General features: G+C 43.8%; 10 protein-coding genes. 6 read left to right on the top strand and 4 right to left on the bottom strand.

The features are described from left to right. Positions 1-996: 996 nt before the first annotated feature. The gene (locus YWE_RS0122025; RefSeq protein WP_036016890.1) at positions 997-2,151 is read right to left on the bottom strand and encodes an ROK family transcriptional regulator; all 1,155 of its coding nucleotides are present in this window, start codon (positions 2,149-2,151) and stop codon (positions 997-999) included. Between the two features lie 416 nt (positions 2,152-2,567). On the opposite strand from YWE_RS0122025, the gene YWE_RS28340 reads away from it, so the two are divergent. Further along, a complete protein-coding gene (locus YWE_RS28340) occupies positions 2,568-4,691 on the top strand; it encodes an AsmA family protein (RefSeq protein WP_051323511.1) in 2,124 nt (707 codons plus the stop codon). A gap of 34 nt (positions 4,692-4,725) precedes the next feature. Here YWE_RS28340 and YWE_RS0122015 read toward each other — a convergent pair whose 3' ends face one another. Then, on the bottom strand, positions 4,726-4,980 hold the full coding sequence (locus YWE_RS0122015) for a GIY-YIG nuclease family protein (protein ID WP_036016886.1): 255 nt from the start codon (positions 4,978-4,980) through the stop codon (positions 4,726-4,728). Positions 4,981-5,257: 277 nt separating this feature from the next. Here YWE_RS0122015 and YWE_RS0122010 point away from each other — a divergent pair, with 277 nt between their 5' ends. Beyond that, complete coding sequence (locus tag YWE_RS0122010; RefSeq protein ID WP_051323510.1) at positions 5,258-5,698, top strand: YhbP family protein; 441 nt, start codon at positions 5,258-5,260, stop codon at positions 5,696-5,698. Between the two features lie 43 nt (positions 5,699-5,741). Here YWE_RS0122010 and nrdG read toward each other — a convergent pair whose 3' ends face one another. Both nrdG and nrdD read right to left on the bottom strand, forming a co-directional pair. Then, entirely contained in the window at positions 5,742-6,206 is a 465-nt protein-coding gene (gene nrdG, locus YWE_RS0122005; protein WP_029096405.1) for an anaerobic ribonucleoside-triphosphate reductase-activating protein, read from the bottom strand. An 85-nt stretch (positions 6,207-6,291) separates the two neighbouring features. Next, positions 6,292-8,430: an anaerobic ribonucleoside-triphosphate reductase gene (gene nrdD, locus YWE_RS0122000; protein ID WP_029096404.1), complete on the bottom strand. Its 2,139-nt coding sequence runs from the start codon at positions 8,428-8,430 to the stop codon at positions 6,292-6,294. 475 nt (positions 8,431-8,905) lie between these two features. Here nrdD and YWE_RS0121995 point away from each other — a divergent pair, with 475 nt between their 5' ends. The 4 genes from YWE_RS0121995 (at position 8,906) to YWE_RS0121980 (ending at position 13,996) form a co-directional block, all read left to right on the top strand. After that, positions 8,906-11,215 carry a YgiQ family radical SAM protein gene (locus tag YWE_RS0121995; protein ID WP_304363441.1) on the top strand — a complete coding sequence of 770 codons (2,310 nt, stop codon included), beginning with the start codon at positions 8,906-8,908 and terminating at the stop codon, positions 11,213-11,215. 1,072 nt (positions 11,216-12,287) lie between these two features. Further along, the gene (locus YWE_RS0121990; RefSeq protein WP_029096402.1) at positions 12,288-12,878 is read left to right on the top strand and encodes a winged helix-turn-helix domain-containing protein; all 591 of its coding nucleotides are present in this window, start codon (positions 12,288-12,290) and stop codon (positions 12,876-12,878) included. Between the two features lie 318 nt (positions 12,879-13,196). Further along, complete coding sequence (locus YWE_RS0121985) at positions 13,197-13,427, top strand: Flp family type IVb pilin (protein WP_211231050.1); 231 nt, start codon at positions 13,197-13,199, stop codon at positions 13,425-13,427. A 143-nt stretch (positions 13,428-13,570) separates the two neighbouring features. Further along, the gene (locus YWE_RS0121980; protein WP_029096400.1) at positions 13,571-13,996 is read left to right on the top strand and encodes an A24 family peptidase; all 426 of its coding nucleotides are present in this window, start codon (positions 13,571-13,573) and stop codon (positions 13,994-13,996) included. The last annotated feature ends 32 nt before the right edge of the window (positions 13,997-14,028 follow it).

Here is a 14,028-nt window from a genome sequence, read left to right as displayed (position 1 = left end):
AATGCAATTTCCTTTTGCTCCGGCGCAGTTGCGAAGAACTCAATAAGTCCCTGTACGTCAGCTCCGCCACCTAATTTATGGTATGGAAAGTGCTTTAATGCGGGAGATAGCTTGGTCAGTTCAGTGTAATTTTGCCCCAGNATCCACGAATATGCCGGCGGCCATAAGTCGAGCCATAGTTTNAGTGAACNATNGCTCTGATTGACGTCATGCAGCAAGGCGCTGACAAAATGGGTAATGCTTTGTTGACGGAATTGCTGCCATTGTTTGATTAGCGGGTCATGCAATAGATAATCAACGACGGTCTCATATTGGTCCTGATGCAGTAAAATAACTAACTGATTAAGAGTGGCGATCAATTTTTCAATGTCGATATTCTGTTTACGCATTTTCTGCTGGCAGTGAGGGCAGAAACAGGTAAACAGGCCGCTAGGATTGACTGATTTTCCGGCCCAGTCAGGAAAACGAATACGGTCGATCAGATAAGTATCATAGCCGTAGGTCTGTTGTAGACGACTGAAAGTATTTTTCCATAACTCAACCACGTCCGGGGCATTTGGGCATAGCCAGTGTTCTACCGGGTCTCCGTGGAAATTAACCACCATATTGTCGTTGAGATTACCGGCGAAGTCGCCGTTAAGAATATTGACCCAAGGGATCACCTTTATACCAGTTCCATCCGTTTTCTGCTTTATCAGCATTAACGGGTCATGGCCTTCCAAAATGGTTGGATCAACCCGTTGATAAAGTGCACCTTGCTGGTGGTCATCTAATTTGACATGCAGCGTGCCGGTTCCCATAACAACATCGTGGACCGGGTTGTGGGGCAGATTACCTACCGGATATGGGTTTCGTTCAAAAATGGTATTTACTTCAACGAAGAGGCGATCAATTTCGCCCATTTTTGCTAAACGATTAAGAATAGAATCAGTGCCTTCGTCAAGAATATCGTGTGGATGGAGATGTATACCGGACATAGCTTATATCCTCTTAAAACTAGCTTAACTGAGCATCGGACATAAATTGGATTGACGGATAGACTCTGTTGAGTGCCAATACCGCAATGCCGTACAGCGGAGCCTGAGTTCCCAGTTCTGATTGTTCGACCTGAATTTGTGTTTGCGTAAAAGTATGCTGATTGATATGTGATTGAACGTAATGCAGGAATAGCGGTGATGAACGTATTACTCCGCCGGTCAGAATAATTTTTTCAGGATTAGCTATGGCTATGATATTTAAGATGCCGATAGCCAAATAGTCAGCCAGATCGCGGAATAAAGAGTCGGCCAGCGTATCGCCCTGTTGAGCAAGCTGGGCGATAGCGTGCGCCGTCAGGTTTTTTCCACTCATTTCCTGATAACGCTGGCTAATGCCGGAACCGGAACAGTGAACTTCAAAGCAGCCTTTATTGCGCCAGTTCTGATTTAAATGTTCCCGGCTGAACATCATGTATCCGATTTCACCTGCGCCGTTATTGGCTCCCCGGATAATTTTTCCGTCCATCAGTAAGGCCGCACCCAGTCCCGTACCGACACCAATTAATGCGGCACTATGGACTTTCTGACACTTTCCTTTCCACATTTCGCCGATCAGGGCTGAACGGATATCATTTTCCAGTACGACAGGTACGTTAAATACGGCAGATACTTCATCAGCCAGCGCGATGTTTTCCCACTCCGGGAGATTGGGTGAGCCTTCAAGTACGATGCCCCGGTGATAGTCCACAATGCCCGGGGTAGCTATTCCGATAACTTTTAGCTTATCGGCGCTGATAGAATATTTATCTAACAGGTTGCGTATTGCTTGATTAAATAATTTCAGGAACTGTTTTCTGGTGGTCACTTTATAGGTTTCAGCCTGCTCAGTGGCCAATAGCTCTGCATTCAGATTAAACAGAGAGAAGGAGATTTTTGTTCCGCCCAGATCAATACCAACGCCAACGCCATGATTTGCATCGAAGTTAAGCATAATACCTTTACGCCCAAGCCCGCTGTTTTCCATTGCCCCGCTTTCGTAAATGATTTTCTCATCCAGCAACTCAGAGACAATTTCTGAAATAGTTGCTTTAGTAATACCTGCGATTTTTGCGATCTGGGCGCGTGAAAGTGAGCTGTGCTCACGGATAATGTTCAGTACAAGAGACTTATTCATCTGTCTCAGGGTATTAGGGACGTTAGCACTCACGTTTGGCCTCCAATTAGTTTGGAATCTAAACTAATTAGTTGTAAGAATGTGTTTAACTGCGTTTTTTTATAAAATAATCCTGATATATAGGTGATGTAAAGCCATTTTTAGAACAGTTAGTTTGTTTTGTGAACTTTTGTGGCGTAAAGCACATTTTAACGCTAAGCGGGGAATTTGAAGCCCGTTGTGTCGCTGATATATCAGGACAGGCCGTATCGCTGAAGGCCGGGAGTGCTATCACTCTCTGGCTAATCAATAGTGATAACATGAAGTTCCCGACTTTTTGGACTAGGCTTAATGTATTCCCTATTCAATTAATGGCGCCTGCCTATGATTAACTCTGATCCTTAGCGGCGTTGTTTCTCTGCCTGTAGGATGACGTAATGACGAGAACAGGAAAGATTTTCAGTTGGATTAGCGGTGGAATATTACTGTTAATTGCCGCCACGGTTATTTTCATTATGGTTTATGACTGGAATCGACTGAAGCCAATGATTAATGAAAAGGTTTCAACTGAGCTACAAAGGCCGTTTGCTATTCGTGGCGATCTGGGGGTCAACTGGTTTCGCCAGCCTGACGAAACGGGCTGGCGTAGCTGGGTTCCCTGGCCGCATATTCATGCTGAAGATATTGTGTTAGGTAATCCGGCTAATATTCCAGGCGATAGTATGGTTACTTTGCAACGAATCGATGCCAGTCTTGCTCCTTTAGCCTTGCTACATAAAGAAGTTCGTATCCCGCGTATATGGCTAAAACAACCCAATGTTTCCCTCCTGAGTTTAGCCAATGGCGATAATAACTGGACTTTCAATCTGGCGAATACGGAGAATACAAACGATAAGCAAAAGCCATCTGACTGGTCAGTCAGTATTAACGATATTGTGTTTGATAAAGGTCAGATTGATTTCAAGGATGCCACTCTAAAGGCGGATTTCCATGCGGTTATTGACCCGTTAGGTAAGCCGTTACCCTTTAGTGAAGTCACCGGCAACGCCGGTACGGGTGATAAACCGGCCGCTAAGACTGAAGATAAACCACAGCTCAACGTACCGGAATATGTGTTTGGTTGGAAAGTGGACGGCAAATATAAGGGGGAACCTTTGATCGGTACCGGTAAGATTGGCGGTATGCTGTCGCTGAAGAGTTCAGATAATCCTTTTCCGGTGCAGGCTGATGTGCGTTCCGGTACGACAAGGGTGGTATTGGCAGGTACCTTGCTTGACCCGATGAACCTTGGCGAACTTGATTTACAGTTAAAATTTTCCGGGCAAAGTTTGGGTAACCTGTATGGTTTAACTGGGGTATTACTCCCTAATACCCCGCCGTATTCTACCGATGGCCGGCTTATTGCCCGTATACATCAAGAAGGCGGCGCGCTGTTCGATTACCAGAACTTCAACGGTAAAATTGGCAGCAGTGATATACACGGTAATTTGAAATATGTTGCTGCTAAACCTCGGCCTAAGCTTAGCGGCGATCTGACCTCTAAACAGCTACTGTTTACCGATCTGGCGCCGCTGATTGGTGCTGATTCTAATAAAGAGAAGAGCAACCGTGGTGAGAAAACCCGTCAGCCTGCCAATAAAGTGTTGCCCGTCGAGCCGTTTGAAACCAAGAGTTGGGGGGTAATGGACGCAGATGTAAGATTTAGTGCAAAGCATATTCAGCATGGAAAATCACTGCCCGTCAGCGATCTTAACACTCACTTAGTGCTGGATAACGGTTTGTTACTCATGGATCCGCTGAGCTTTGGTGTGGCCAGCGGCAGGCTTAATTCCACGATTCGGTTAGACGGCAGTAAAACGCCGATGGTTGGCAGGATTGATATGCGTGCCCGCCGTTTTCAGCTCAAACAGCTGTTGCCGGACGTAGAGCAAATGAAGAGCAGTAAAGGGCAAATCAACGGTGATGTCACCTTGAGCGGTCGCGGTAATTCTGTTGCAGCCCTATTGGCAAGCAGCAGCGGAGACCTGAAAATTCTAATGAATGATGGGAAAATTAGTCGGAGTCTGATGGAGATCCTTGGACTTAACGTGGGTAACTATATTGTTTCAGAGATTTTTGGTGACGATGAAGTCGGTATTAACTGCGTTGCGGCAGATGTGAACGTTAAAAATGGTGTGGCTACACCGCGGCTGTTCGTATTTGATACTGAAAATGCGATTATTAACATCACCGGTTATGTCAACTTTGCCAGCGAAAAAATAGACTTAAAGATTGATCCGCAAAGCAAGGGCATGAGAGTGCTAACGCTACGTTCACCGCTGTACGTTAAAGGAACGTTTAAAAATCCGGATCCCGGCGTTGAAGCGGGGCCTTTGTTGGTTCGCGGCGTAGCGGCCGTTGCCTTGGGGGTATTAATATCTCCGCCAGCGGCTCTGCTTGCACTGGCTTCGCCGAGTGAGGGTGAAGAAAATCAGTGTAGCTCAGTGCTACAAAAGATGAAGGCTGAGCCGAAGAGTAAAGGGCATTCACAGAAAAAATCGGTGAAGAGAGGAGATCAGTAGCGAATCTAATCAGATTAACTATACCTGCCATACTTCAAGTTGCATGTGTGTTGGCTGGAATGACCTGATTGCTGACCAGCTTTTCTTTCTGCTGTTTACTGAGCTGTTTAATTCGATACTCTAGCTTTAGGGCTTCAGAATGTCCGCCGACTTTGCACTGATAAACCAGCGTTAACGTACCCGCGCCGCGCAAGGCTTTTGCCCCTTTTCCTGACTGATGTTGCTTAAAACGGCGTTCAATATCGGTCGTTATACCGGTATAAAGGCGGTTATTTGCCGTGCGCAGCATATATAAATACCAAATGACTTCATTATCGGCTGATAAGTCTGGTTGTTTTTGCTCTGGGGTTGCTCTCAACAATGTTATACATCCACGGGTATTATTTTTATTGATAGGGTTTTGCTGACGCGATGCCAAATTATATCTGAAATGGTCGGTAATCTGTGAATATACCGGCTAACAGATAAAAATGGTTTTACCCACAGCGTATTTCACAGCCTCATACCTCAGAACGATCGTTTGTGTTAACTTAATCTCTTTAGATATTGCTTCAGGAACATTAACCGTGACGGATGATACTCAGGCGACCGCTATTTGCCGCTATCTGGCTAAAAACCATGTACTCACGTTATGTACAGCGGCAGAGAACGATCTATGGTGTGCCAGCTGTTTCTATGTTTTCGATCCGCAGCAGATGGCATTTATTATTATGTCTGAGGCCCATACCCGGCATGCAGAACTGGCGCTGATGAATGCTCAGGTTGCCGGCACGGTTGCGGCTCAAACTAAAGATATCGCTTTGATTCAGGGCGTTCAGTTTCGCGGGCAACTGAAATTACTGGAAGGTGGTAAGGCCGCAATGGCCCGAGAGCAGTATATTAAACGTTTTCCGGTGGCAAAATTGGCTTCTGCCCCAGTCTGGATATTGACATTAGACCATCTGAAAATGACGGACAATAAGCTAGGGTTTGGTAAGAAATTATACTGGCAGCGAAAAACAGACTAAGGCTAGGGCAGACACTGGTTGCCTCATTATGCCCCGAATATTTTTAGCGTAATTTATGTACCACTTGATTACTGCTTCCGCGCCATACCAGCGCCGGATCGGCCAGCGCCTGAACAAACTTGCCATCAATCAGTACGTTAATTAAATCTACAACGTCTTGCTGCTCAGGCGTCAGTTCCGACAGTAAATAACCGGTCCACATCCAAATATCCTTACCTTCACACTCAGCATTAACCCGTTTAACCAACTTAAGTACCTCAGGCACGTTCTGCGGATGTAAAGGATCGCCGCCGGACAGGGTCAGACCCTGGCGAGGTATTTTAGTGTCATTAAGATCGGCAATAATCTGATTTTCCATCTCTTGTGTAAACAGCACGCCGGAATTCAACCGCCAGGTGCTTTTGTTATAACAGCCGGGGCATTGATGAACACAGCCTGAAACAAACAGCGTACACCGGGTTCCGGGGCCATTAACCACATCGATGGGATAGTATTGATGGATATTCATAGATGATAATTTTATCCGTTCTCGACCCCTTATTCCGGCCGGAACCGGAATAAGGGTTAATCAAGTAAAGGAAGACGAAAAAATTTTAGCCTAACTGCCCGTTTCCTAAGTGCTTAATTCTACGCTTAACTTCCTCTTGCTTACCGGCATTAAACGGGCGGGCATCGGGGCTACCTAAGTAGCCGCAGACCCGGCGAGTCACCGATACTTTAGCCGAATCATGGTTGCCACATTTCGGGCAGGTAAAGCCTTTGCTGGTACACTCAAACTCACCGGAATATCCACATTCATAGCACTCATCAATCGGCGTATTGGTTCCGTAGTAAGGCACCCGGCTATAGCTATAATCCCAGACGTCTTCTAATGCTTTCAGATTATGCTGAAGGTTTGGATATTCGCCGTAACAAATAAAGCCGCCGTTAGCCAGTGGCGGATACGGTGCTTCAAAGTCCAGTTTGTCGTACGGGTTTACTTTCTTCTCTACATCGAGATGGAAGCTATTGGTGTAGTAGCCTTTATCGGTTACGTCATCAATAACACCGAACTCAGCGGTATCCAGGCGGCAGAAGCGATCGCACAGGTTTTCACTTGGCGTGCTATATAGGCTGAATCCGTAGCCGGTTTCATTTTTCCACTGCTCAGTAGCTTGTTTCAGCCGTTTTACAATAGCCACGCCTTTTTCACGCAGCATTTCACTATCGTATGGATGGACTGAATTGCCAAACAGGGCATTGACCGTTTCATGAATGCCAATATAGCCTAATGAAATCGAGGCTCTGCCGTTCTTAAAGATATCAGCAATATTATCATCGGCTTTCAGGCGAACGCCGCAGGCACCTTCCATATACAGGATGGGGGCAACTCGGGCTTTAATACCTTCAAGGCGAGCAATTCTGGTCATCAGCGCTTTCTTACACAGAACCAAACGCTGCTCGAGAATTTCCCAGAAGCGAGACTCATCGCCTTTAGCCTGAAGCGCAATGCGCGGCAGGTTCAGGCTGATAACGCCGATATTGTTACGGCCATCGTGAACCTGCTGACCTTCTTCTTCATATACGCCCAGAAAGCTACGACAGCCCATCGGAGTTTTAAATGATCCGGTGACTTTTACCACTTGGTCATAGTTAAGAATATCAGGATACATCCGCTTAGAGGCGCACTCTAAGGCCAGTTGCTTAATATCGTAGTTAGCATCGCCAAACTTATGGTTTAAACCGTCTTTAATGGCGAACACCAGCTTAGGGAATACCGCGGTTTTATGGTTTTTACCTAAACCGGCAATGCGGTTTTTAAGAATTGACTGCTGGATCAGACGGGATTCCCAGCTGGTTCCCAGACCAAAACCAAAGGTAACAAACGGAGTTTGCCCGTTAGCGGTATGCAGAGTATTAACTTCGTATTCCAAAGACTGGAAGGCGTCGTAGCACTCTTTTTCCGTTCTGGATTTTGCATACTGTTCGGCGTTCGGAATATCCCACTCGATAGCGATTTTCTTATGTTTGTTATAGCTCTCGGTAACGAACGGGGCCAGAATTTCATCGATACGGTTAATGGTGGTTCCGCCATAAATATGGCTGGCAACCTGGGCAATAATTTGTGCAGACACTGCGGTAGCGGTTGAAATGGACTTAGGTCGTTCAATCTCGGCATTACCCATTTTGAATCCGTTGGTTAACATGCCGTTTAGATCGATCAGCATACAGTTAAACATTGGGAAGAACGGGGCGTAGTCCAGATCGTGATAGTGAATCTCACCGCGTTCATGGGCCAGAACGATATCACGAGGTAACAAATGCTGTTTAGCGTAGTGTTTAGCCACTATACCGGCTAACAGATCCCGCTGGGTAGGGATAACTTTACTGTCTTTATTGGCATTTTCGTTTAATAACGCGATATTGCTTTGTTCAACCAAGCCTTGAATATCCTGATTTAACTTGCCGCGTTTCTCACGGGACAGGTCACGATCGTGGCGATATTCAATATAAGTACGGGCCAGCTTTTTGTAGTCACCGCTCATCAGTTGGTTTTCAACTGCCTGCTGAATTTCGTTGATATCTACCGCGTCACGGTCAGCCATCAGTTGAGTTACCGATCGCGCTACGCTTGCGCAATAGTCTTCATCATAGATATCGGCCGCTTTAGCAGCACGCTGAATGGCTTCTTTAATACGTACCTCATCATAAGGTACTTTGCAGCCATCACGCTTAATCACAACTGGTTTCACAACAGGCTCCTTGACTAGCTTACTGTTTAGTCTTCTTTATTCGTAGTTATCCACAAGATGTCCCTGAAACAGTGGGTATTATCTTGTGGATGAAATGTGGATAAATACTATATATGGGTGTGTTTTATGCTTGGTGCACTATATATTGTATTTCTCGCAAAGAAAAGCGAGTTTATTTGACGAAGGACAAGGATTTGGTAAGTTGACTATTCTTCGCGCTAAAACGGATGAAAAAAGAGGTTTTCAGCGTTTTTTTTGTCCTGAATTGAGAGAAAATAAGGAATAATTTTGTAAAGATGATTTGGCATGAGGGATTTTATCAAATTTAACTGACTCATTATTAACCGGAGTTTTGAGCACGATTAATTAGCGAACCATATTTTCAAAAATGTTGGGGATATTTATCCGTGATCATCGTGGATAAAGCTGTATAATTCCCGACCTGCCGGAAGACCGGCCTCCGAATAACGTGTTAATGAGTTTTCCTATGAGTACCAGCATTAGTCTGATTCAGCCTGAACGCGATCTGTTTTCTTATACCCCTTACTGGGCCGAATGTTTCGGCACAGCGCCTTTCCTGCCGATGTCTCGTGAAGAGATGGATATTCTGGGCTGGGACAGCTGCGACATTATTGTCGTTACCGGCGATGCATATGTTGACCACCCAAGTTTTGGGATGGCGATCGTTGGCCGCATGCTGGAGGCTCAGGGATTTCGCGTGGGTATTATTGCCCAACCAGACTGGACCAATAAAGATGACTTTATGCGCCTGGGCAAACCCAATCTGTTTTTTGGCGTAACCGCCGGCAATATGGATTCAATGATTAACCGTTATACCGCCGATCGGCGTATGCGTCATGATGATGCCTATACGCCGGATAATATTGGTGGCAAGCGGCCTGACCGGGCGACGCTGGTTTATAGCCAGCGTTGTAAAGAAGCATTTAAAGAGGTGCCGGTGATTCTCGGTGGTATTGAAGCCAGCCTGCGCCGTATTGCCCATTATGATTACTGGTCTGATACCGTTCGCCGTTCCGTTTTGGTTGATTCTAAAGCGGACATGCTGATTTACGGTAACGGCGAGCGGCCGTTAGTGGAGCTGGCCCATCGTTTAGCCAATGGCGAAACCATTGCTGAAATTCAGGATATTCGTAACACCGCCGTGATGCGTAAAGGCCCGTTACCGGGCTGGGCGGGCGTTGATTCGACCCGCTTAGATAAACCGGGGCGTATCGATCCTATTCCTCATCCTTACGGTGATGATTTACCCTGCGTAGATGAAAACAGTAAATTCTCGATTGAGAAGCAGCCCGTCGCTAAAGAAGTTGTGGTTCAGCCCGCAAAGCCGAAGCCTTGGGAAAAAACCTACGTTTTACTGCCGTCTTATGAAAAGGTAAAGGCTGATAAAGTGATGTACGCCCATGCTTCGCGCATTCTGCATCACGAAACCAACCCCGGCTGTGCCAGAGCATTATTACAAAAGCATGGCGATCGGTTTATTTGGATCAATCCGCCGGCTATCCCACTGTCTACGGAAGAGATGGACAGCGTATTTGGGCTGCCTTACCAGCGGGTACCGCACCCAGCGTATAAAGGTTCTCGTTTACCCGCATACGAGATGATCCGCTTCTCGATTAATATTATGCGTGGCTGTTACGGCGGTTGCTCTTTCTGTTCTATTACTGAGCATGAAGGGCGAATTATTCAAAGCCGTTCAGAAGATTCAATTATTCGTGAAATTGAAGAGATTCGTGACAGCGTGCCCGGTTTTACCGGCATTATCTCCGATCTTGGCGGACCAACGGCCAATATGTATATGTTGCGCTGTCAATCACCGCGTGCCGAGCAGACCTGCCGACGGGCTTCCTGTGTCTATCCTGAAATATGTCAGCATATGGATACTAACCACGAGCCAACCATTAAGCTTTATCGTCGGGCCCGGGATTTAAAGGGAATTAAGAAAATTCTGATCGCTTCCGGCGTTCGTTACGATCTGGCGGTGCAGGATCCTCGGTATATTAAGGAACTGGCAACTCACCACGTTGGTGGCTACCTGAAAATAGCCCCGGAACATACTGAAAACGGTCCGCTATCAAAAATGATGAAGCCGGGAATGGGCAGCTATGACCGTTTTAAAGAGCTATTTGATACCTATTCTAAGCAGGCTGGCAAAGAGCAGTATTTAATCCCTTATTTTATCTCAGCCCATCCGGGAACTGAGGATGAAGATATGGTTAATCTGGCTCTATGGCTAAAGAAACATCGATTCCGTCTCGATCAGGTACAGAATTTCTATCCGTCTCCTTTGGCCAATTCAACCACCATGTATTACACCGGAAAAAATCCACTGGCGAAGGTAGATTACAAAAGTGAAGAGGTTGCCATACCGAAAGGCGATCGTCAGCGCCGGTTGCAAAAAGCCTTATTGCGTTATCACGATCCGGCTAACTGGCCGATGATTCGTAGTGCGCTGGAAGAGATGGGATTAAAACATCTGATTGGCAGCCGCCGAGAGTGCTTAGTGCCTGCTCCGACGATTGAAGAGCAAAGAGCGGCTAAGCGTAGTTTGCGTAATACCCGCCCGGCAATGACTAAGCATACTGATATTGAGCAGCAGCGAGATCCCGGCAAAGGCAGTAAGCCAGCGGCTAAACCCAATAGAAATGGACCCAAAGCTGATAGTAAGGCAGGGCATAGCGAACGGACATCTTCTTCTTCGCGTTCGCCTAAAACAGCAAAGGCTAATGGGGCTAGTGGAATAAAGGGTAAAAGCAGAACGCGTTAGAATTAAAATTATCAATTAGTGTATATCATTGTCACTTCCTTTTTTTCACTTGAGACTCTTTAAGAGTCTCAAGTGAAATGCTACTTAAACCTCATTTATCCATATTTACTGATAATACATATCTCAAGCCATTATAATAACTTTTTTACTATCATCCCATTCACTGTTTTTATATTTAATAATAGTTTTAATGAATTCATTAGGTATTAAGTATCCACTGTTTCCCAAGCGTGTTTTTATGCTTGGCTAATACTATTCAATAATTTTAATATAGTATGCTATTACCGATGATTTATTTTTATAATATGGTTTTAAAGTGTTTTCATCCAGTATGTTATTTTGTTTTTTTGAAAAGACAAAGCTTTTAACAACTCATTAAATGATTGGTTTTTCCTTTTTTTTAGCAAATTATTCTTCTGGCTCTCCTCTATAGTTACTCATAAAAGGCTATTTATTTGATTTAGATTACATTTTTAGCTAAACATTTGTTTTTTAATTATCTTAATGAAATTTAAGGTTTTTGTTACAGTTTTGGCCAGTTGGCTGTTTTTCCATATTGTCTATTCTTCTATATTAACTGCCAATGACTGATAAATTTGTTTTTAATTGACAGTATTTGGCGTTTTTCAATGTCTATTGAGATTAATTAAGAATAAATAAGGTATTTAAAATTAGCCACATAAGAATGTTTGACATATTTCAGCACAACTGGTTATATAGCGACTGCCTAAGGTTATTTCTTAACGGTATATTAAAATTAAGACTTGCTACTAGTTATGTAATAAATCCATATCACTATTTATGGACTGAAACGCATGAGTCCGATATGCCAGATATGAAGTCGCTATGTCAAAATTATTTGTAATGTACGTTTTAGTACAGGGAGTTAATGTGATTTATATTTATCAAAAACCTCACGTCTTTCTGTCTTTTATTCGTTTTTAGTTAGTCTGCATTTTCATTGAATATATCAAAGTATACCGTTATTGATGGTAGGGATGATTAAATATCAGTGGTTGTTTTTTTGTGATTTTATGGTTTAGGTTTTGTCATATAAGGGATATATAGACCTATGAATATGAGATTTAAGTTAGAGAATGACGTAGAGTTTTCACCTTCAGAACGGTGCCTGATCGGTGCAGATGGAACGGTTCTCGAGCTGACTGAAAACAGTCTCCGTTTTCTTATCTTATTGCTTAACGGAGTGACTGAAAAAGAGAAGCTCATTCATCAGGTATGGAAAGAACAAAGCGGTGCCATTAGTGAGAGTAGCTATTATGGTCAGCTGTATGCACTGCGTAAGGCATTTTCTCAGGTGGGTTTAAGGGAGACGTTAATTCGAACTATTCCGAGAAAAGGGGCTCAATACGTAGGGAAGGTAACTAAGATAGCGACTGAAAAGCCTGACACCACGCCGGAAAAGGTATTACATTCTTCAGCTCAGCCTGAACCTGAATCGGTTACTCCACCCATTCAACATCGCGAAGACGCGCCTGTTGCGATAACTGAAAAAAGAGAAAATGAGAGGTTGCCTAAACCCGCCACTCTATTCTCCGATCGGCGATGGAACTTCCTGGTATCGCTACTCGCGGTGGTTGCTGTCTGCTGGCTAAGTACGCTATCAGTCCTGATTATTTATATTTTACTTCGGTCATATATGTAGATAATAAGGTGAGAATATTAGTTAAAGTAATTTATTAAGAATGTATCAAATTAATTGAGAGTGAAAGAATAGAATACTCAAACTTGAATGTGATTAAATTTGTCTCGTTATCTTCTGGTAACCGAAAATCGAAAAATACTATTTTTTTCTTCAGCTAATTTTTGTCTGTTAGATAAATGGATTTATATTTTCAGTTTGCTTTACAGGGATAACTTTAATTTTCGCTACTTTAATAGTTGGCGGGTAATAAGTTAATAGGCAAATATAAATACACTCAACAATACTGATTGTGAGTATTTTTTCATAAAGGAATTAGATATGTTTAATATGATGACTAAAGGTTATATCGCTGCTTCTTTACGCATTGAGAGCTTCTTAAAAGATCAACGCGGTATTACTGCCATCGAATACGCATTAATCGGTGTTGCTGTAGCATCACTATTAGCAGTTGTTCTGGGTAATGGTTCTGGTAGTGGCTTCCTGTTCGAACTGAAGAAAGCATTTGAGAAGATTGCAGCTTCAATTAATGCGGTTGTTGCTGGCAGCTAATTGTCAGAATTATCTGATGCTGTCTATAGGGGCGCAGAGATTATATTTATGAACTGACACTCATTTTATGGGCCATCGGATTCTATTAAAGTGCTTGGAGATTAGAAATTCTAAGCACTTTAACTTTCATAACAAGGAATGTAATGACAACTTTAATGAATGGCATTTATTTAATAATGCTAATAATGCTTTTATGGATAACCTATACTGATATTCGTTCCAGAACTATTAGTAATAAAGCTATTGTTGCTATTTTTGTCACGTCTATTCCTATTGCTCTCTATCACCACAATACTATTAATATTTTAGCAGCCTTAAGTTTTTTAACTTTGGGATTTATTCTATTCAATTTTAATATATTAGGTGCAGGAGACGTAAAACTTATTTCTGCGCTTTCTCTCTCTTTAACACCTCAGCAAATTTGGCCTTTTTTATGGCTGATCTCAGTGCTGGGCGGGCTTATCGTTTTTATTGGTTTCCTATTTTTCCGTCGATCTATTCGCCAGTCGGGCGTGCCCTATGGCCCGGCCATTGCCGTGGGATTTTTTCTGGCCTGTTTTATTACTTAATTAGCCTTATTGGCTATCAATCAGGCCATAAC

The organism is Budvicia aquatica DSM 5075 = ATCC 35567 (genome assembly GCF_000427805.1).
Lineage (GTDB): Bacteria > Pseudomonadota > Gammaproteobacteria > Enterobacterales > Enterobacteriaceae > Budvicia > Budvicia aquatica.
Note: the sequence above shows the minus strand (reverse complement) of the source record. Positions and strands in the feature narration are given on the sequence as shown.